The organism is Azospirillum sp. UFLA03-27, from assembly GCF_059803775.1.
Window position 1 is genome coordinate 1 of the sequence record NZ_JAUQTX010000109.1, and the last position, 20073, is coordinate 20073.

The 20073-nt window shown below is 68.1% G+C and carries 21 protein-coding genes; 10 read left to right on the forward strand and 11 right to left on the reverse strand.

Annotation, left to right across the window (positions count from 1 at the left end; all coding sequences use genetic code 11):
* Positions 1-253: 253 nt before the first annotated feature.
* From Q4I23_RS17095 to Q4I23_RS17140, 10 genes are all read right to left on the reverse strand, one after another.
* Positions 254-1057, reverse strand: coding sequence for a DODA-type extradiol aromatic ring-opening family dioxygenase (locus tag Q4I23_RS17095; protein WP_498526972.1), 804 nt, complete (start codon positions 1055-1057; stop codon positions 254-256).
* Positions 1058-1154: 97 nt separating this feature from the next.
* A complete protein-coding gene (locus tag Q4I23_RS17100) occupies positions 1155-1634 on the reverse strand; it encodes a F0F1 ATP synthase subunit B family protein (RefSeq protein ID WP_172428638.1) in 480 nt (159 codons plus the stop codon).
* Complete coding sequence (locus Q4I23_RS17105) at positions 1631-2281, reverse strand: F0F1 ATP synthase subunit B family protein (protein WP_051140136.1); 651 nt, start codon at positions 2279-2281, stop codon at positions 1631-1633. Before Q4I23_RS17105 ends, Q4I23_RS17100 begins: the two co-directional genes overlap by 4 nt.
* Before the next feature lie 87 nt (positions 2282-2368).
* Positions 2369-2593 (reverse strand): ATP synthase subunit C family protein, encoded by a 225-nt coding sequence (locus Q4I23_RS17110; RefSeq protein ID WP_014239727.1) that lies wholly within the window; start codon positions 2591-2593, stop codon positions 2369-2371.
* 73 nt (positions 2594-2666) lie between these two features.
* The gene (locus Q4I23_RS17115; protein ID WP_094305931.1) at positions 2667-3410 is read right to left on the reverse strand and encodes a F0F1 ATP synthase subunit A; all 744 of its coding nucleotides are present in this window, start codon (positions 3408-3410) and stop codon (positions 2667-2669) included.
* A gap of 12 nt (positions 3411-3422) precedes the next feature.
* Positions 3423-3785, reverse strand: a complete 363-nt coding sequence (locus Q4I23_RS17120; RefSeq protein WP_014239729.1) for an AtpZ/AtpI family protein — start codon at positions 3783-3785, stop codon at positions 3423-3425.
* Positions 3786-3961: 176 nt separating this feature from the next.
* Entirely contained in the window at positions 3962-4564 is a 603-nt protein-coding gene (locus tag Q4I23_RS17125) for an SCO family protein (protein ID WP_145679664.1), read from the reverse strand.
* A 72-nt stretch (positions 4565-4636) separates the two neighbouring features.
* Positions 4637-4897: a hypothetical protein gene (locus Q4I23_RS17130; protein WP_454018995.1), complete on the reverse strand. Its 261-nt coding sequence runs from the start codon at positions 4895-4897 to the stop codon at positions 4637-4639.
* A gap of 12 nt (positions 4898-4909) precedes the next feature.
* Positions 4910-7054 (reverse strand): bacteriohemerythrin, encoded by a 2145-nt coding sequence (locus tag Q4I23_RS17135; RefSeq protein WP_498526973.1) that lies wholly within the window; start codon positions 7052-7054, stop codon positions 4910-4912.
* A gap of 288 nt (positions 7055-7342) precedes the next feature.
* Positions 7343-8080, reverse strand: coding sequence for a PhoH family protein (locus Q4I23_RS17140; RefSeq protein WP_498526974.1), 738 nt, complete (start codon positions 8078-8080; stop codon positions 7343-7345).
* Between the two features lie 743 nt (positions 8081-8823).
* Between Q4I23_RS17140 and minC the strand changes: the two genes are divergently transcribed.
* The 10 genes from minC to Q4I23_RS17190 all read left to right on the forward strand — a co-directional run bounded on the left by minC (position 8824) and on the right by Q4I23_RS17190 (position 18801).
* Complete coding sequence (minC, locus tag Q4I23_RS17145; protein WP_211105166.1) at positions 8824-9585, forward strand: septum site-determining protein MinC; 762 nt, start codon at positions 8824-8826, stop codon at positions 9583-9585.
* A 141-nt stretch (positions 9586-9726) separates the two neighbouring features.
* Positions 9727-10542, forward strand: a complete 816-nt coding sequence (gene minD, locus Q4I23_RS17150) for a septum site-determining protein MinD (protein WP_014239738.1) — start codon at positions 9727-9729, stop codon at positions 10540-10542.
* Positions 10539-10937, forward strand: a complete 399-nt coding sequence (minE, locus tag Q4I23_RS17155) for a cell division topological specificity factor MinE (protein WP_454019000.1) — start codon at positions 10539-10541, stop codon at positions 10935-10937. The genes minD and minE overlap by 4 nt, the downstream gene beginning before the upstream one ends.
* A gap of 241 nt (positions 10938-11178) precedes the next feature.
* The gene (locus Q4I23_RS17160) at positions 11179-12582 is read left to right on the forward strand and encodes a CRTAC1 family protein (protein WP_498526975.1); all 1404 of its coding nucleotides are present in this window, start codon (positions 11179-11181) and stop codon (positions 12580-12582) included.
* Between the two features lie 234 nt (positions 12583-12816).
* Positions 12817-13365 carry a PAS domain-containing protein gene (locus Q4I23_RS17165; protein WP_094305923.1) on the forward strand — a complete coding sequence of 183 codons (549 nt, stop codon included), beginning with the start codon at positions 12817-12819 and terminating at the stop codon, positions 13363-13365.
* Positions 13340-14650 carry a methyl-accepting chemotaxis protein gene (locus tag Q4I23_RS17170; RefSeq protein ID WP_454019002.1) on the forward strand — a complete coding sequence of 437 codons (1311 nt, stop codon included), beginning with the start codon at positions 13340-13342 and terminating at the stop codon, positions 14648-14650. Before Q4I23_RS17165 ends, Q4I23_RS17170 begins: the two co-directional genes overlap by 26 nt.
* A 429-nt stretch (positions 14651-15079) precedes the next feature.
* Entirely contained in the window at positions 15080-16156 is a 1077-nt protein-coding gene (locus Q4I23_RS17175) for a methyl-accepting chemotaxis protein (RefSeq protein ID WP_454019003.1), read from the forward strand.
* A 79-nt stretch (positions 16157-16235) separates the two neighbouring features.
* Complete coding sequence (gene dgcA, locus Q4I23_RS17180) at positions 16236-17234, forward strand: N-acetyl-D-Glu racemase DgcA (protein ID WP_498526976.1); 999 nt, start codon at positions 16236-16238, stop codon at positions 17232-17234.
* Entirely contained in the window at positions 17231-17602 is a 372-nt protein-coding gene (locus Q4I23_RS17185) for a cupin domain-containing protein (protein WP_454019005.1), read from the forward strand. Before dgcA ends, Q4I23_RS17185 begins: the two co-directional genes overlap by 4 nt.
* Positions 17599-18801, forward strand: a complete 1203-nt coding sequence (locus tag Q4I23_RS17190) for an aminotransferase class V-fold PLP-dependent enzyme (protein ID WP_498526977.1) — start codon at positions 17599-17601, stop codon at positions 18799-18801. Before Q4I23_RS17185 ends, Q4I23_RS17190 begins: the two co-directional genes overlap by 4 nt.
* A 3-nt stretch (positions 18802-18804) precedes the next feature.
* Here the strand turns inward: Q4I23_RS17190 and Q4I23_RS17195 are convergent.
* Positions 18805-20073, reverse strand: a 1269-nt coding sequence (locus Q4I23_RS17195) for a glycosyltransferase family 4 protein (protein ID WP_498526978.1), incomplete at its 5' end; no start/stop codon positions are given.

The window sequence follows — 20073 nt, forward strand, 5'->3', positions numbered from 1 at the left end:
GTTATAGTCTCGTGGGCTCGGAGATGTGTATAAGAGACAGCTTCACGCCACGTCCCGTACGCGCTGTCGTTCGTAAGCCACGAGATCCGGCCGAAGGTTGCGGGCGGGAAAAGCCCGACGTTGTCAGAAACCCCTCCGTGTGCACGGACGGGTGGCGCGGATTGTAGCTTGGCGAGGCAACGGCGCAAACAGACAAGTGCGTAAGGTTCAGCCCCCTTTAAACATCCCCTCTTTGAACATCTCTGGCTTTGTCTCAGATCGTGCCATGGAAGGCGTAGGCTTGCATGCCGATGCTGCCATGCTCGAACCCGGTGTGAAGCCGCTCCGTCCGCACCGCGCTTCCGGCGGCGCCGAAGGCCACGGGCAGGGGCAGGAAATGCTCGTCGGTGGGGTGGGCCGCCGTGGCCTGCGGGCAGAGCGTCTTCCAGCCGGCCAGGGACGCCTCGTCGCCCGCCGTCAGCACCCCGTCGAGCCAGCCGGCGAAGTCCTCCGCCCAGCCGGCCACGTCGCGCTCGCCGAAGCGGAAATCGCCGAGATTGTGGACGGCGCCGCCGCTGCCCAGGATCAGCACGCCCTCTTTCCGCAGGGGCGCCAGGGCGCGGCCCAGCGCGATGTGGTCGGCGGCGGTGGCGCCGGGCTGGACGGACAGTTGGGCGACCGGGATGTCGGCCTCCGGATACATCAGCATCAGCGGCACCCAGGCGCCGTGGTCGAGTCCCTGGCCGGGGTCCACCGCGGCGCCGGTCAGCGCCCGTACGCGGTCGGCGAGTGCCGGAGCGCCGGGGGCCGTGTAGCGCATCGCGTAGAGGGCGCGGGGAAAGCCGTAGAAGTCGTGGACGGTGTCCGGCTGGGCCGCCCCGCTGATCGCCGGGGTCTGGGTCGTCCAGTGGGCCGACACCGCGATCACCGCGCTCGGGCGGCCCAGCCGCGTGCCCAGACGGGCCAGGAAATGGCGGCCCGGCGAATCCTCGATGATGAGGGTGGGGGCGCCGTGCGAGACGAAGACGCTGGGGAAGGCGGAAGAGGGCAGGGCGGTGGCCGGCTGGGTCGTGGTCATGGAATGGGCTCCGGGTTGCCGGACCATTCGACCAAAGAAAAACCCCGGCGCCTAGGCCGGGGTTTTTCGAAAGACCGTTGCCGGTGGAGCAACGATCTCAGTGCAGGTGCTTCGGCAGCTCGGCGATCGACTGGTCGATCAGCTTGTCCGCCTGGGCCGGCTGGATGCCGGTTTCCAGGATGCGACGGCTGGCGTCCATGGCGATGTCGACGGTCAGGTTACGGACCTCGGCCAGCGCCCCGGCTTCCGCCTGGGCGATGCGGTCCATGGCCTGGGCCTCGCGGCGCTTCAGCGAGGCCTCGAGATCGGCGCCGGCCTGCGAGCGGAGGCGGTCGGCCTCCTCGCGGGCGTGGGCGATGATGGCCTCGGCCTCCTTCAGCGCGTCGCGCTGACGGCGCTGGTAGTTGGCGAGCAGCGCCTGGGCGTCTTCACGCAGGCGCTGGGCCTCGTCCAGTTCCGCCCGGATCTTCTCGGCGCGGGCGTCGAGAAGGCCGGTGATCGCGCCGGACGCCTTCTTCCACACCAGGGCGGCGAAGATGATGAAGGCGATGGCGACCCACATTTCAGGTGTGTTCATGACCGGCGCTCCTCGATCACGGCGGCGACCGCCGCATCGGCCTGGGCCGCGTCGACGTTCAGCCCGGCCAGACGGCCGGCGACGTCGCGGGCGATGTCGGCGGAGATGGAGCGGACGTTGGCGATCGCCTGCTCCTTGGCCGCGGCGATGTTCGCCTCGGCGCTGCGCAGACGCTCGGCGTTCTCGGCGTTCAACTGGGCCTGACGGGCGTGGTTGTTCGCGTCGATCTCGGCGGCGACCTGGGCGATCAGGGCCTGGGCTTCGGAACGGGCCCCGGCGAGGGACTGATCGACCTGGGCCATGGCGGCCTCGGCCTCTTCCTTGAGCGAAGCGGCCTTGCTCAGGTCGCGCGAAATGCGCTCCTGGCGCTCCTCCAGAACCTCGGCCACGCGCGGCAGCGCTTTCTTGGACAGGAGGTAGTAGAGGGTGATGAAGGTCAGCGCCAGCCAGAAGATCTGGGTGGGGAAGGTGGCGGGATTGAGCTGCGGCAGGCCGCCGGCGGCATGCTCGCCGCCATGGGCGGCTTCCGGCGCGTGCTCCGCCGTCGCCGCCAGGACGTTACCGGCAAGCACGGTCAGAGTGGCGAGCGAGGCGCCCGCAGCACCCGACCAGCGGACCAGCCGTCGCTTGGCCAACAGGTTCGGCATGGATCGGTCCCCCTAGGCAAGAATGCGGCGCCGAAACTTCGAGAGCCCGGCGCCGCGTCAGAGCGAAATTGAAAGTTCGCTCTGGCCTTAGGCGAACAGGATCAGGAAGGCGATCAGCAGGGCGAACAGCGCGACGGCTTCCGTCAGCGCGAAGCCCAGAATGCCGATCGGGAAGACCTTCGGCTGGACGGCCGGGTTGCGGGCGATCGAACCGATCAGGGTCGAGAAGATGTTGCCGATACCCAGGCCGACGCCGGCGAGGGCGATAACGGCCAGACCGGCACCGACGTACTTGGCGGCTTCAGCTTCCATGGTACTCATTCCTCTAGGTAAGGGTGAACTGTGGTGGAAAAGGTAAAAAGGTGATCCGGGTCGGCGCTGGGGCTCAGTGCAGTTCCAGCGCGTCGCGGATGTACAGGCAGGTCAGGATCGAGAAGACGTAGGCTTGCAGGAACGCGACCAGGAACTCGAAGCCGGTCAGCGCGATGTTGATGGCCAGCGGGACGAGGCCGGCGAGGAAGCCGACGGCGCCCAGACCGCTGATCATCATAACCGTGAAGCCCGCGAACACCTTCAGCATGGTGTGACCGGCCATCATGTTGGCGAACAGTCGGATCGACAGGCTGACGGGACGCATCAGGTAGGAGATCACCTCGATCGGGATGAGGATCGGGGCGAGCGCCACCGGCGCGCCGTGCGGCATGAAGAAGCTGAAGAAATGCAGGCCGTGCTTCATCAGGGCCAGGACGGTCACGAACACGAACACCGTCGCCGCCAGCGTGAAGGTCACGATGATGTGGCTGGTGAAGGTGAAGGTGAACGGGATCATGCCGACGAGGTTGCCGAACAGCACGAACATGAAGATCGCGAAGACGAACGGGAAGTACGGGCGGGCATCGTGCCCGGCGTTGTCCCGAACCATGTTCGCGACGAATTCGTAGAAGATCTCGGCCAGGGACTGCAGGCGGCCCGGAACCAGGGCGCGGCCAGACATGCCGAAGACGAGCAGCGCGTAAATCAGCGCGACCGCCACGACCATGAAGAAGGCCGAGTTCGTGAAGGACACGTCATACCCGGCGATCACGATCTGGAGGATCGGGTTGATCTGGAACTGGTGCAGCGGATCCAAGGTCGTCCTCGCTCAGTGTGCGTCGCCGTTGGGGCGCTCGTTGTCATCCTCACGGGCCCGGCGGTAGCCGGGGGCTAATCCGAGCCCGGTGATGGCCCGGTAGACATTCAGAATTCCGGCCGCCGCGCCGAGGAAGAACATGACGATCAATCCCCAGGGCGCCGTTCCGAGCCAGCGGTCGAGCAGAAGCCCGCCACCGACGCCAACGATCATGGCAGCGACCAGCTCGGTCCCGATTCGAAAGGCGATGCCGAGAGGACTCTGCGGCAGCCGGTGATATTTCCCCGGACCGCTCTGCGATTCCTTCCCTTCACGCGCCTTCTTCAGTCGGGCGTCAAGCTCTGCCAGAGACGGCGGGGGCTTTTCGTCGCTCATGTCGCTTCGTTGTCCCCGTTGTCTCGCAGCCACGCGAAAGCGGCGAGACCATACGGACAGGGCACAACCCTGTCAAGTCGCAAAACCCTTAATACAAGTGCTTGAAAACCCAACAAAACCGCGCCGAAACCTTGGTATTACCGGGTCAAGGGGCGCGGCTCCGCTCATGTTTTCCGTCAGCCGGCAATGCGGGTGCCCAGATCCTGGGCCACGCGGTCGGCGGTGGTGCCCGCCGGATACACTCCGAGGAAGCGCCCGTCGGGACCCATCAGGTAAAGAAAACTGGAGTGATCCATCAAGTAATCCTCCGGTTTTCCGCCTTCCTGCGGCGCCTTGGCGTAATAGACCCGGTAGGCCTTGGCCGCCGCCTTGACCTGCTCCGGCGTGCCGGTCAGCCCGACCAGATTGGGGTGGAACAGCCCGACATAGTCCTTCAGATGCGCCACCGTGTCGCGCTCCGGGTCGACCGAGATGAACATCGGCTGCACCTTGTCCGCCTGCACGCCCAGCAGATCCATGGCGCGGGCCATCGTGCCCAGCTCCGTCGGGCAGACGTCGGGGCAATAGGTGTAGCCGAAGTAGATCAGCAGGTACTTGCCGCGATAGTCGGCGTCGGTGACCGCCTTCCCGTCCTGGTCGGTCAGGGTGAAGGGGCCGCCGATGGGCACGCTGCTCTGCACCGTGCTGGAGGCGTTGTCGACCTGCCACCAGGCGATGCCGGCGGCGATCACGAGCCCCACGACGGAGGCGGCGGCGATGCGGATGAGTCGGGCTTTCATGACCGACTGGAATGGGGCGGCGCACGGTCCAGGTCAAGAGGACAATCTGCCCAAGGCGGGAGCTTCGCGCGCTCACCAGAGGCGCCGCGCGGCCCAGCGTAGCGCCAGCGCCGCCGGCGCGATGGTCAGGACGATCAGGGCGAGCGCGGTGCCGCTCACCGTGCCGGTCGCGGCGTAGACCGCGACGGTGGCGATGCCGCCCGGCAGCAGGGCGAGGAGCATCCAGGTCAGGCGGGGCTTCCAGACGACGAAGCTGATGAGAGCCCAGGCCAGCAGCGCGGCGGTCAGCTTTGGAAGGGCGCCGATGAACAGGTCGCTCAGAAACTCCGCCATGCCGGACGCTCCTCATGCGGCCTTGCGCGCGGGTGCGTCCGGCCGAGCCAGATGGTTGCCGATGCGCTTGTCGAAGCGTTGGATGTGGCCGGTCAGCCAGTCGCGGAACAGCGCCAGCAGATCGTCGCCGACCCGCGCCTCCCCGGCCGCGAAGCGCTGCTTCAGTTCGGCCACGCGCTTGCGCAGTGCGTCGTGCTGCGCCTTGTGCTGCACGAAGTCTGGATAGCCCGAGCGCTGCATCACCCGCTCCTCCTCTTCGAAATGCAGAACCGTATAGGCGACGAGCTGGTCGATGGCCGCCCCGATGGCCTGCGGCACTTCGCCGCCCCGGATGCGCCGCGCCGCCCGGTTGATCAGCGCGACCAGGATCATGTGGTCGTTGTCGATGTCCTCCTGGCCGACGGCCAGCGTGTCGTTCCAGGGCATGAAGACCTCCTCGCCGGCGGGGGCGAAGAGGGTGACCAACTCCGCGCTGTTGATCGCCTCCACATTGACCAGGAAGGCGTCGACCAGAGCGCGCAGGGACCCGGCCTGCTGCGCCAGGCTCTCCGCGGCGTCGAGCAGGCTGTTGGCGGCCTTCTCCGTCTCCAGGGCGGAGGCCGAAACCTCGTCGATGCTGGTGGAGACCTGCCGCGTGCCCTGGGCCGCCTCCCCGGCGCTGCGGGCGATCTCGCCGGTCGCCGCACCCTGCTGCTGGACCGCGGCGGCGATGGAGGTGCCGATCTCGTCGCTGCGGGCGATGATCCCGGCGATCTCGCGGATGGCGGTGACGGCACCGTGGGACGCCTGCTGCACCTCGCTGATCTGGGCGGCGATCTCCTCCGTCGCCTTGGCGGTCTGGCCGGCGAGGTTCTTCACTTCGCCCGCCACCACGGCGAAGCCCTTGCCCATCTCGCCGGCCCGCGCCGCCTCGATGGTGGCGTTAAGCGCCAGCAGGTTGGTCTGGCTGGCGATGCTGGTGATGAGGTCGGCGACCTCGTTGATCTTCTGCGCGGCGTGGCCCAGCCCGTCGATGCGCTCGCTGGCCTGGCGGGAGGCGGTCACCGCCTCCAGCGAGATGTGCGAGGAGGTGGCGACCTGGGTGCCGATCTCGGCAATGGCGCTGCTCAGCTCCTCGGCGGCGGCAGCGACGGTCTGCACGTTCACCGACGCCTGCTGCGACGCCCCGGCGACCGAGGCCGCCTCGCGCATGTTGCGGTCGGCGGTGTCGGACAGCGAGCGCGCCGTGTTCTCCAGCGCCTGCACCGCCTGTCCGACCGTGCCGACCATGGCGCTGACCGTGGCGTCGAACCGCTCGGTCAGCCGTTCCAGGGCGCGGGCGCGCTGCCCGGTCACGCGGTGCTCCACCTGCTGGCGCTCCCAATGGCGCTGCAGGTCGATCTGGTTGCTGCGGAAGATGTCCAGGGTGCGGGCCATGACGCCGATCTCGTCGCCGCGCTGCGTGCCGGACACCGTCACCGCCGTGTCGCCGCCGGCAAGAGTCTGCATCACTCCGGTCATGGCGTGCAGCGGGCCGACGATGGCCCGGCTGACCAGCAGGGCGATGCCCGTCGCCGCGAGGGCGATCAGCAGCCCCAGCCCGCCGAGGAACAGGGCGGCCTCGCGGAAGGCGGCGGCCACGTCGTCCACATAGATGCCCGAACCGATCAGCCAGCCCCAGGGTTCGAACCCGCGCACATAGGAGATCTTCGGCACCGGCTCCGCCTGGCCCGGCTTCGGCCACAGGTAATCGACGAAGCCGCCCTCCGCCGCGACGCCGACGCGGGTCATCTCGACGAACAGCAGCTTGCCGTTCGGATCGGCGGTGCGCGACTGGTCCTGCCCGTCCATCTCCGGGCGGATGGGGTGCATGATCATGCGCTGCGCGCGGTCGATGACGAAGAAATACTCCGAACCGGCGTAGCGCAGCCGGCGCAGCGCGTCCTTGGCCGCTGCCTGGGCGGCGTCGCGGGTCAGCGTGCCCTTGCGCTCCATCGCCTCGTAATGGGCGACGAGGCTGTGCGCGACCTCCACCACGCTGCGGGTCTTGTCCTGGCGGTCCTTCATCATCTCGGCGCGCAGGCCGAACAGGCTGACGGCGGAGATCAGCGCGAGGCCGACGGCCGCGACGCCCAGGATGACGGAGATCTTACCCTTGATGCTGATGCGCTCGAACACCTGACGTTCCTCCGGAATCTTCCTTATGTCCGGCACATCAGCGCCGGTCCCGGACGGAGCGGTGACCATCCGGAAATTCTGCTAAATTTTTTGTTACTTTTGCTCCGGGGGCCTGATCGTCGTCAAGGCGGATCAACCCAGGGTGAGAAAACGTCGCGGGCCGCCGTCCAGAAGTTTGGAAGAGAAAGTTTGTGGTGCCGTGAAAAAGAAAGGGGAGGCCCGAAGGCCTCCCGCAGTTGCGTACCGGAAGGGTGGTTGCGCGTCGACGCCGTTCGTTTGCCGACGGCTTCAGAGCACGGTCAGCATGCTGGCGACCAGAGGGTGGCGGACGATGTCGGTGTCGCTCAGGCGGACGACGGCGATGCCCTCCACCGCCTCCAGCCGGCGCGCGATGTCGGCCAGGCCTGACAGGTTGTCCAAGAGATCCGTCTGGTCGGGGTCGCCGGTCAGGACCATGGTGGAGTGCCAACCCAGCCGGGTCAGCAGCATCTTGACCTGGGCGTAGGTGCAGTTCTGCGCCTCGTCGATCACCACGAAGGCGTTGTTCAGGGTGCGACCGCGCATGAAGCCGACGGGCGCGATCTCGATGGTGCCGTCGGCCATCAGGGCGCGCAGGCGCTTGGCGCCCAGCCGTTCGCTCAGCGCGTCGTAGAGCGGGCGCAGAAAGGGGGCCATCTTCTCGTGCATATCGCCCGGCAGATAGCCGATGCTCTCACCGGCCTCGATGGCCGGGCGGGACAGCACGATGCGGTCGACCTTACCCTCCTCCAGCGCCTCCACCGCGGAGGAGATCGCCAGATAGGTTTTGCCGGTGCCGGCGGGGCCGAGCGCCACAACGAGGTTATGGTCCTTGATTGCCTCCATCAGCCTCTTCTGGTTGGGGCTCTGGGGCTTGACCTTGCGGAGATAGCTCTGGTCGCGGCGGTCGGCGCCGCCCACGGGGTCCCAGCCGGCGGCGGGGAACAATGGGTGGACCGTCGACTCGGACGCTGAAACGGCGCTGCCTTTGCTCTGGCGTCTGGCCATATCGCTCTCCTAACGTCACGTTGGTGGGCGGGCGGCTCCGGGCACAAAAAAACCTCCCGCAAGGGGGAGGTCGTCGATGTTGCTGTGCAACAGGGTGGCCGGAGTCTGGCTTGCCGGTGCGAGGCGTGCGTCCCGTCGGCTGCGCCCGTGATGGGGTGCCGGCGACATTCGGACGCTCGGGAACGAAGCAGGATGCAAGCGGAACCTCTTCGTCAGAATAGGAACCTCACACCACAAACATAGGGCGAGCGACGGCGAACGTCAGGCGAAATTGCGGGCATCGCAAAAGATTCACACAAGATGTTGTGGGTGAGCCGCAGGTGGAGGCGCGACGGCGACGGACTACCGCCAGAGGCGGAGGGAACCCGCCATCGTCACGACCAAAATGGTGTGTTGAGGTCTCGCAAACCATCTTTGCGGGCGCTGTGGAGGGGGAAAGATGCCGCAGCGCGAAAAGGGCATATCCCTGCAAAACCCTTTGCCCGGCGAATCCAGTTCCATTACCATACTTTGTAGTGAGACCTTCCGCTGACGCAACACATGGACCTCCAGCCCGGACGGGGACCCCCTGTTCCGGCCCAAGGCGCGTGTGTCCGGTGGTTGTCACTCCATCGGCGCTGGGAAAGGCTTGAACGGATGGGGCCTGCGCCGCTAGAACCCGGGTGGTTGACCCTTCCGCCCTGGTGCCTGGCCGATGGCCCCAGACATGCGGACGACACGGATTCGGCAGGAACACAAGCAGGATGGCAGCGGTGAGCAGCGCCAGGCAGGGTGCCGATCGGGACGGTCCGTTCCAGTTGCGGGGCAATTCCTTCACCATGATGGTGCTGAAGGTGAATGATCCGGCGTCGCCGGACTTCTTCACCCAACTCGCCGTCAAGGTTCGGCAGGCGCCCAATTTCTTCCGCAACGCCCCCGTCGTCCTCGATTTCGAGGAGCTGACGGAGGACACTCCGCGCTTCGACATCGCCGCCCTGGTGACCAACCTGCGCGCGCTCTACCTGCTGCCGGTCGGCTTCCGGGGCGGGCCGCGCGCGGTCCACGAGGGGGCGCTCGCCGCCGGGCTGACCCCGATGCCCGCCGGGCGGGCCGCCAAGCTGGAGTCCGCAGCCCCCCCCGCCGCCGATCCGCAGGCTGGCGCCGCCCCCATTCCGGCTCCGCCGCCCGAGCCGGTCTACCGCCCGGCGCTGCTGGTGACCGAGCCGGTGCGCTCCGGTCAGCAGATCTACGCCGAGAAGACGGATCTGGTCATCACCGCCCCGGTGTCCCCCGGCGCGGAGGTGGTGGCCGACGGCAACATCCACGTCTACGGCGCTCTGCGCGGCCGGGCGCTGGCCGGCGTGTCCGGCGACACCAACGCGCGAATCTTCTGTCACAGCCTGGAAGCCGAGGTCGTCTCGGTGGCCGGACTGTACCGCGTCAGCGAGGATTTCGGGAACGACGTGCTGAAGAAGCCGGTGCAGATCTTCCTGCGCGACGGCTACCTTCACATGGAGCCCCAGTGATGACGCTTTTGAGCGCTTTCTGTCGAACGGCCCTCTGTGCGAGGACGGTGTCACGCAAAGCGTGCCCGGCACAGGCCCCGATCTGCGTAACCCGGTAACCGGACCTTGGCGGCAACATTTAGGAACGTGGGAGAAGCTCCGTTGGGCAAGATCATCGTCATGACTTCCGGCAAGGGCGGCGTCGGCAAGACGACCTCCTCCGCCGCTTTCGCGACCGGACTCGCCTTGCGCGGCTTCAAGACGGTCGTCATCGATTTCGACGTCGGGCTGCGCAACCTCGACCTCATCATGGGCTGCGAGCGGCGCGTGGTGTTCGACTTCATCAACGTGATCAACGGTGAAGCGAAGCTGAGCCAGGCGCTGATCAAGGACAAGCGCATCGACAATCTGTCGATCCTGCCGACCTCGCAGACCCGCGACAAGGACGCCCTGACCCGCGAAGGCGTGGAGAAGGTTCTGAACGAACTCTCCAAGGACTTCGACTACATCGTCTGCGACAGCCCTGCGGGCATCGAGCGGGGCGCGCTGATGGCGCTGTACTTCGCCGACCATGCGGTGATCGTGACCAACCCGGAAGTCTCCTCGGTCCGCGACAGCGACCGCATCCTCGGCGTGCTGGCCTCCCGCTCGCGCCGGGCGGAGCAGGGGCTGGAGCCGGTGACCCAGCAGCTTCTCCTCACCCGCTACGACCCGGAGCGGGTGGAGCGGGGCGAGATGCTGAAGGTCGACGACGTGCTGGAGATCCTGGCGATTCCGCTTCTCGGCGTGATCCCGGAGAGCCAGGCCGTGCTGCGCGCGTCCAACGTCGGCATGCCGGTCATCCTCGACGAGGCGTCCAACGCCGGCCAGGCCTATCTGGACTCGGTCTCCCGCTTCCTGGGCGAGGACGTCGAGCACCGTTTCGTCACGCCGCAGAAGAAGGGCCTGTTCAGCCGCCTCCTCCGGAGGTCCGCATGAGCATCTTCAGCTTTTTCCGCTCCGCCCCGCGCGCGTCGGCGGTCCAGGCCAAGGAGCGGCTCCAGATCGTCATGGCGCATGAGCGCGCCGGGCGGACCGGGCCGGACTATCTGCCGATGCTCCAGCAGGAGCTGCTGGCGGTCATCGCCAAGTACATCGACATCGACCAGAACAAGGTCGAGGTGAAGCTGGACCGCGGCGGCGACTGCTCGACGCTGGAGCTGAACATCGAGCTGCCGGCCCGCGAGGCGGCCGCCAAGGCGCTGAAGGAAAGCGCCAAGCTGGCGGTGGCCGGGAATCGTCCGGTCGCGGCCAAGGACGGCGACGAGTCCGATGCGGTCAAGCTGGCCGCCGGCGGCTCCCTGACCAACGGCGGCGTCAAGAAGCGCCGCTGAGCGTCCCGTGCGCCCGGTGAACCGATCCCGCCGCAGCCAGCCCGCTGCGGCGGGATTTTTCATGCCCTTCGGGACGCTTCCTGCGCGGTCATAGGCCGCAGTTCCCTGGCGGGCTGGACTTCCGTGCGGGTTTACCTCAGCCGTTCGAAGAGGTATCAACGGATTGGAGCCCGTCAGGGACCGGCCTTCGCGGGCCAAACCCTCACCGGGCCGTGTCGCGGCAGTGAGGGAGTGGCGGCCGATGTTCTTCGAATGCTCGCGGCTGATCGACGGCAACCAGCCGCGCCTGTCCAACGGCATCACCGTGACCGACGTCGACGGTGACGGGGCATTCGAACTGGTGGTCACGGGCTACGCCACCAACAACCTCATCCTCAAATGGGACGGCTCCCGGCTGGTGGACATCGCCGGGCCGCTGCTCGCCGACGCCTCGGGTTGCGCGGTCGCCATCGCCGCCGCCGACGTGGACGGCGACGGGCGAGAGGAACTGTACGTTCTGAACTCCGACCGGGCGAGCGGACCGAAGGAGATGGGCGACCGGCTGTTCGCCTGCTTCGGCAAGCACTGGCTCGACCTGCTGGCCCAGCCGGAGAACGCCGGCATGGCGAACCGTGTCGCCGGGCGGTCGGTGGTCGCCATGGACCGGCATGGCCATGGCCGCTACGGCTTCGTCGTGGCGGCGGACGGCGGCCCCTTCCGCCTGTTCGAACTCAGCCGGCGCGGGCGGCTGGAGGACGCGGCGGAGGACGCGGGCATCGACCTGATCGGCGCCGGGCGCGGGCTGCTCGCCCTGCCGTTCCTGTCCGACCGCGTCGATTTGTTCGCCTGCAACGAGGGCGGGCCGAACTTCCTGTTCCGGAACCTGGGCGACGGCACCTACGAGGAGATCGCCGAGGAGCGGGGGGTCGCCGATTCGCGCTTTGCGGGGCGGGCGGTGGCCGCGGTGGACGGGCCGGGCTACGGCGGGTTCGGCCTGCTGGTCGGCTCCTGGGAGGGACCGCAGCGCCTGTTCGTCCAGCGCTCCGGCGGCGGCTTCGTGGACGAGGCCGATCCCGAAATGTCCTTTCCGGGCCGGGTGTCCAGCGTGATCGCCGCTGATTTCGACAACGACGGCTATGAAGAGCTGTTCTTCAACCTGCACGGCGAGCCCAACCGCCTGTTCGGCTGGCGCGATGAGCGCTGGCAGGCCATCGAAATCGGCGACGCGCTGGAACCCAAGGGGTTGGGGACCGGGGCCGCTGTGGCCGACATCGACGGCGACGGGCGGTTGGAACTGCTGGTCGCTCACGGCAATGGGGTGGGCGGCGGGCATGGCGGCGGGCATGGCGGCGGATCGCCGCAGCCCCTGTCGCTGTACCGCACGGCGGCGAATCACAACGGGTGGCTGCGCGTGCTGCCGTTGACCCCCTACGGCGCACCGGCGCGCGGCGCCGTGGTCACCTGCATGGCCAATGGGCGTCGGCAGGTGCGGTCCGTCTGCGCGGGGTCGGGCTACCTCTGCCAGATGGAGCCGGTGGCCCATTTCGGGCTGGGCAGCGCCCGCACGGTGGAGCGGCTGGAGGTGCGCTGGCCGGACGGCATGACGGCCATCGTCGAGAACCCGCCCATCGGCCGGCTGCTGACCGTTCCCTATCCGCCGGAGTGAGGCGACGCCACATTGTTGCGTCCAGTCAACGGTTGAGCGATGTCGGGCGGACGGTTGAGCTGAATCATATTTCCGTCCGGCAACAAATTTAATCTTTTGTATAACCTGCATGGTCTTTATTTTGCGGCGTCCGCCAGTGCCCGACGGGAACGCGCGGATGGGGAGATGTACGCCCTGTAACCGACCGCGAACCAATAAGGGGGCGCCGGGCTCTCGGCCCGCGACCGCAGGCACATGGCACACAGCGCTGTTCTCAGTCCCGGCCCCCGCGACCGGACGCTGACCGGGGTCGAGCGGTTCTTCGACGCCGACGAGGTTATCGTTTCCAAGACCGACCTGAAGGGCCGGATCACCTACGCCAACCGCGTGTTCCAGCGCGTGGCCGGCTACAGCGAGGCGGAGCTGATGGGCGCCCCGCATTCCATCGTCCGCCATCCGGACATGCCGCGTTGCGTGTTCAAACTGCTTTGGGACACGCTGGGGGCGGGACAGGAGATCTTCGCCTACGTCGTGAATCGGGCGCGCAATGGCGACCATTACTGGGTCTTCGCTCACGTCACCCCCAGCTACGACGTCAACGGTCGGCTCGTCGGCTATCACTCGTCGCGCCGGGTGCCGGACCGCGGCGCCATCGACAAGGTGGTGCCGCTCTACCGCACGCTTCTGGACATCGAAAACCGCCACGAAGACCGCAAGCAGGGCATGAACGAGGCCTTTGCCACCGTTGTCGGGCTGCTGACGGAGAAGGGGATCGGGTATGACGAATTCGTCTTCTCTCTCTAAGGCGTTCGCGCTCGGGGCGGTCGCCGCGCTGCTCGTCGCAGCGCTGTTGGTGACCGACTCGCTGGACGTCGGCGGTGCCCCGCTGCGCATCGGGATCGGGGCCGCGGCGCTGGCCGCGCTGGTCGGTGTCATGCTGTGCATGGTGCGCGCCCGCGTCGCGGTGGGGCAGGCGGTGGCCGTCTGTCAGGCGGTGTCGCGCGGCGATTTCGAGGCGCGGGTCGTCAATGTGCGGGAGAAGGGCGACCTCGGCGAGCTGATGCACGCCCTGAACGACTCGATCGACCGCACCGACGCCTTCATCCGCGAGGCCACCGCCTCGATGAGCTACGTGTCGGCCAACAAGTATTTCCGGCGGATCGTGCTGAAGGGCATGCAGGGCAACTTCCTGCACGCGTCGCGCACCATCAACACCGCCACAGACGCCATCGCCGTCAAGGTGAAGGGCTTCGCCGGGGTGACCGACCGCTTCGAGACGCAGATCCGCGCGGTGTGTGAACAGGTGTCCGGCACCGCCCACCAACTGGAGATGTCGGCCCGCACCATGGAGACCGACGCCCAGACCGCCACCGGCAAGGCGTCCTCGGTCGCCGCCGCCGCGTCGCAGACCGGCTCCTCGGTCGGCAGCGTCGCCGTGGCGACGGAGGAGCTGTCGGCGTCGATCCGGGAGATCGCCCGGCAGGTGGAGGAGGTCGCCAAGGTCGCCGCCAACGCGGCGGGCGAGGCCGAGCGCTCCAACGCGCTGATCGCCGAGCTGTCGGGGGCCGCCAAGACGGTGGGCGAGGTGGTCACTCTGATCAACGACATCGCCAGCCAGACCAATCTGCTGGCGCTCAACGCCACCATCGAGGCCGCCCGTGCGGGTGAGGCGGGCAAGGGCTTCGCCGTGGTGGCGCAGGAGGTCAAGCGGCTGGCCGACCAGACCGCCAAGGCCACTGGCGACATCGCCGGGCAGATCGCCGGCATCCAGTCCTCCACGGACGTGGCGGTGGCCTCCATCGTCGGCATCGGCCACACCATCCAGGACATCAACCAGATCGCCGGCGGCATCGCCGCGGGCATCGGGCAGCAGGGCTCGGCGATCCGCTCGATCGTCAGCAACATGGATCAGGCCGCCGCCGGCACCCGCGCCGTCACCGAGGACATCCAGGACGTCACCACCGCCGCCGAGCGCACCAGCGGCACCGCCCACGAGGTCTTCGCCGCGTCGGAGCGGATGAGTGTTCAAGCCGACCGGCTGACCCGTGAGGTGCAGCTTTTCTTGGACGAGATGCACAAGGTCGCCTGACACAATTTTGTGCAACCTGGGCTGTTTTGCCTGAAAGTTGCGCTTGCTCAAAAACCGGGCATTGATTAGCAGGCCGTCATTTGCTTGCATGCTAAGCAGCGTCGGAGCGGCGGGCAGGGTGTGTGCGACCTTTTGCCTCATTTTTTAGGAGAAACCGTTGCTTTTGTTGCGGCGCACGCGATGCGTCGGGTGTGGCGCAGCGAAGACGGTGCCGCGTGTGATTGTTCGGACTCCAATATGACGCCGAATTCATCACAATTTCGAAACTGACATCTCAAGAACGTTGAAGCCGAACCCGGAGCGCCGCCCGCAAACACAGGCGTTCCGCGGCTTTGCGCGTCCCGATGGTTCTGAAAGGGCGTTTGGCACAGCGTTTGATGGTTGGACGTCTAAAAAGATATCCCACCCAAACTCACAGAGGTGTTCGGGATGAGTGTGGCCGGAAACGAACTGTTCGAGCTTTCCCGGGGCGTCCTCGATGTCGCCTCCCGGAAGGTGTCTTTGATCGAAGACATCACCCGCCGCACCAAGATGCTGGCGATGAACGCCCTGATCGAGGCGTCGCGGGCCGGCGACGCCGGGCGCGGGTTCGCGGTGGTGGCGAACGAAGTCTCCGAGATTTCCAAGCAGGTGAACACCATCACCAAGGAGCTGCGGTCGGAGATCGTCTCGCGCGTCGATCACCTGACCACCACCGGCAGCGCCATGGTGCAGGAGATGCACGGGCGGCGTCTGGCCGATCTGTCGCTGAACATGATCGAGATCATCGATCGTAACCTGTACGAGCGGTCCTGCGATGTGCGCTGGTGGGCGACCGACAGCGCGGTGGTGGACTGCGCCGCCGACCCGACCGAGGTGAACCGCCAGCACGCCTCACACCGGCTGAGCGTCATCCTGGAATCCTACACCGTCTATCTCGACCTGTGGATTGCCGACCTGAAGGGGGAGGTGATCGCCACCGGCCGTCCCGGCCGCTACCCCGGCGCCCAGGGCGCCCGCGTGGGGGACGAGGGGTGGTTCCGCCAGGCGCTGGCCACGCGCAACGGCGGCGAGTTCACGGTGGGCGACGTGGCGCGCAACGGCCGTCTTGAGGACCGGGTGGTCGCCACCTACGCCACCGCGATCCGGCGCGGCGGCGAGGCGGACGGCGACCCGATCGGTGTGCTGGGCATTTTCTTCGATTGGGAACCGCAGGCCGCCGCCGTCGTCCAGGGCGTCCGGCTGGAGGACGAGGAACGCTCGCGTTCGCGCTGCCTTCTGCTTGACGCACGGCACCGGGTGATCGCCTCGTCCGACGGGCGCGGTATCCTCAGCGAGACCGTCCAACTCCGCCGCAGCGGTGAGAGCATGGGCCATTACGCCGATGCGGCCGGGCGCACCTACGGCTACGCCCTGACGCCGGGCTACGAGACCTACAAGGGACTGGGCTGGTACGGGGTGATCGTGCAGGACCCGGACCCGCGCCAGCAGCAGACGGGCGTCAATGGGGCCGGGCTTCACGGGTAAGGCTGGCATTCGCACCCTGCTCTGGTCATCGCGGCGGGTTTGCTTACACTTCGGGTCCGCCGCGTTGCTGGAGAGTTTCATGTCGTCCACCGCCCGCCGTCTTTACGTCCGCCGCGATACCTTCCCCATCGCGGGGACCTTCCGCATATCGCGCGGCGCCAAGACCGAGGCCGAGGTCGTGGTCGCCGAGGTGGTCGAATCCTGCAAGCGGGGGCGCGGGGAGTGCGTGCCCTACGCCCGCTACGGGGAGTCGCTGGACGAGACGGTCAAGACGCTGGAGTCCCTGGCCGGGGCGGTGGCGGATGGGCTGGACCGCGAGCGGCTGCGCACCCTCCTGCCGCCGGGGGCCGCGCGCAACGCGCTGGACTGCGCGCTGTGGGACCTGGAGGCCAAACAGGCGAGCAAACCGGCCTGGCGGCTCGCCGGCTTGCCCGACGCGCCGAAGAAGCTGACCACCTGCTACACGCTGAGCGTGGACGAACCCGCGGCGATGGCCGCCTCCGCCAAGGCGCGGGCGGCGGACCATCCGCTGCTGAAGATGAAGCTGACCGGGGAGGGCGACCTCGATCGCGTGCGCGCGGTGCGCGATGCCGCCCCGGCCACCCGTCTGATCGTCGACGCCAACGAGGCCTGGACGCTGGAGATGCTCCACCGCTTCGCCCCGGTGCTGGCCGAACTGGGGGTGGAGTTGATCGAGCAGCCGCTGCCCGCCGGCGAGGACGAGGCGTTGCGCGGCATCGACTGCCCGGTGCCGCTGGGCGCCGACGAGTCCTGCCATGGGCTGGACTCGCTCGACCGGCTGAAGGGCATTTACCGGGTGGTGAACATCAAGCTGGACAAGACCGGTGGCCTGACCGAGGCGCTGCTGCTGAAGCAGGCGGCGCAGGAGGCCGGCTTCGACATCATGGTCGGCTGCATGGTCGCCACCTCGCTCGCCATGGCGCCGGCGGTCCTGCTGGCCCAGGGGGCGCGCTACGTCGATCTCGACGGGCCGCTGCTGCTGGCCGAGGATCGCACGCCGGCCCTGCATTACGACGGCGGCACGCTGTGCCCGCCGGCCCCCGAACTTTGGGGATGAGCGTCCCGGCCGGCAATCTGCTGGCGGGTCTGCCGTCTGGTTCCTTACCGGACGAGCTTTTCACGACATTGTCGGAAACGGCATCATCCGGGACGGTGCGCATCGAGCGCATCCTGTCCACCGGTCAGACATCGCCGGACGGCTTCTGGTACGATCAGGACTGGGACGAGTTCGTGCTCGTCGTCCAGGGCGGCGCCCGCTTGCAGCTTGAGGGCGAGGCGGAACGTGCGCTCGGCCCCGGCGATTGGGTGATGATCCCCGCCCGGCGGCGCCACCGCGTGGCTTGGACCGATCCCGACGCCCCGACCGTCTGGCTGGCCGTCCACATCGGCGAACCGGATGGAATGACTGAAGGAATGGACGAATGACCATCGACGTCGCGCGCGCGCGCGCGGAGACTCCGGGGACCCGGCACGTCGCCCATTTCAACAACGCCGGGGCTGCCCTGGCGCCTCAGCCGGTGCTGGACGCCGTGATCGCGCATCTGACGTTGGAGGCCACCATCGGGGGCTACGAGGCGGCGGAGCGGGCCGACGACCGGCTGGAGGGCGTCTACGACTCCGTGGCCCGCCTGCTCGCCTGCTCGCGCGCGGAGGTGGCCCTGACGGAGAGCGCGACGGCGGCCTGGGGCATGGCCTTCAACGCGCTGGCCGCCTTGCCGGGGGAGGGCTTCCGGTCCGGCGACCGCATCCTGACGGCGCGCGCCGAATACGCCGCCAACCTGATCCCCTTCCTGCAAGCCTCCCGGCGTACCGGCGTGGTGGTCGAGGTGATCCCCAGCGACGAGACCGGCCAGACCTCCGTCGCGGCGCTGGAGGCGATGATCGGGGAGCCGGGGAAGGGGCCGGTTCGGCTGATCGCCATCACCCACATTCCGACCAACGGCGGGCTGGTCAACCCGGCGGCCGCCATTGGGCGGGTAGCGCGGCGGCACGGCATTCCCTATCTGCTCGACGCCTGCCAGACGGTCGGGCAGATGCCGGTGGACGTCGAGGCGCTGGGCTGCGACTTCCTGTCGGCGACCGGGCGCAAGTTCCTGCGCGCGCCGCGGGGCACCGGCTTCCTCTATGTCCGCAAGGAGTGGCTCGACCGCATCGAGCCGTACACGCTCGACCACAGCGGCGGCGCGCTGGCCGGGCCGGACCGCTACACCATGCGCCCCGACGCCCGCCGCTTCGAGCTGTGGGAGAGCAACACCGCCGCCCGGCTTGGTTTGGGGGTGGCGGTGGATTACGCGCTTTCCTGGGGGCTGGAGGCGATCCGCGACCGCGCCTTCGCGCTGGCGGACAGGCTGCGGCACGGTCTGGACGCGCTTCCCGGCGTGACGGTGCGCGATCTCGGGGCGGAACGCTGCGCCATCGTCACCTTCACGGTGGATGGCCATGACCCGCGGGCGATCAAGGCCGCTCTGCGCGGCCAGGGGATCAACCTGTCGGTGTCCTCCGCGCCCTCGACCCCCTTCGACATGGAGGCCCGCGGGCTGACCGAGGTCATCCGCGCCTCTCCCCATTATTACAACGACGAGGCGGAGGTGGAGCGGCTTCTGGCGGCGGTGAAAGCGCTGTAGGCTCTACAGCACCGACTCCACGACGTCGGCCACACCTTCCGCGTAGCGGTCCCAGGTCAGCCCGGCCAGGAAGGCGGCACCCGCCCGCCCGATGGCTGCGGCGCGGTCGCGGTCGGCCCACAGCCCTTCCAGCGCCGCGACGATCTCCTCCACGTCGCTTTCGCCCCAGCCCTCGGTGCCGAAGGAGGCCTGGACGGTGCCCTGCCGGGTCAGCGGGACGCAGCGGTCCGCCCCGATCAGGTCGAGATGCCCGGTGTTGGCCGACAGGATGGCGGGCACGCCGCAGGCCATCGCTTCCATGGCGACGAGGTTGGTCCCGCCCTCGCCGCGGTTGGGGAACAGGCCGACGTCGACCTCGCGCAGGATGCGGGCCATGTCGGCGTTGGGCACCGGGCCGAGGTCCATCACCTGATCGGCGCGCAACCCGTTGGCGACCGCCCAGCCCGCCCCGTCGAACTGCCCGTCCTCGTGGAAGCACACCGGCGCCACGGCGGGGTTGGCCTCCAGCGAGCGGGCGCTTTCCGGCCAGGGGTTGTGCCATGCCGTCAGCAGCAGCGCCTCCGGATGGCGCTCGGCGAAGGCGCGGAAGCCGAGCAGGGCGAGGTCCTGCCCCTTGCGGAACTCTGGCTTGCCGCCGGAGAAGACCACGAAGCGGTCCTTGAACCAGCCGATCTTGGGCGCCGGGTGGAAGTGCGTGGGATCGACGCCTTGCAGCACCGTCCGCACTGGCCCGATGCCGGCGCCGGTCAGCACCCGCTCGACGAAGCTGGACCCGGCGACGATGGCCGAGCATTGCTTCGCCCGCGCCCGGCCCTCCGCGTCGATGGCGCTGTCCTCCAGATAGCAGACGCCGACGGTGGGCAGGCCTTGCAGGGTCACGCCCTCCACCGACCGGCTGCCGACGAGGTTGTTGCCGAGCCCGCGCAGCACCGGCACCGACACCTTGACCTCCTGCCCCCCATGGGGCGCGATCTGCTGGCAGAGCGCCTCGGACTCGCGGACGAAGCCGCTCATGCGCCGCCATTCCAGCGGGGACAGCGCGATGTCCTCCAGCCGCAGCGGCAGCGAGCAGACCGGCACCAGCCGCCCGTTGCGCGTCCAGCTGAGCGCCAGTTGCAGCCCGTTGACGCCCCAGCCGCTGTAGCTGGACAGTCCCCATTGGATGACGGCGGGCTGGGCGGTGGGCATGGTTCGTCCTTCGAGCAGATTTTTCCTCTCCCCTCCGGGGAGGCTGTCTCTTATACACATCTGACGCTGCCGACGATTATACGC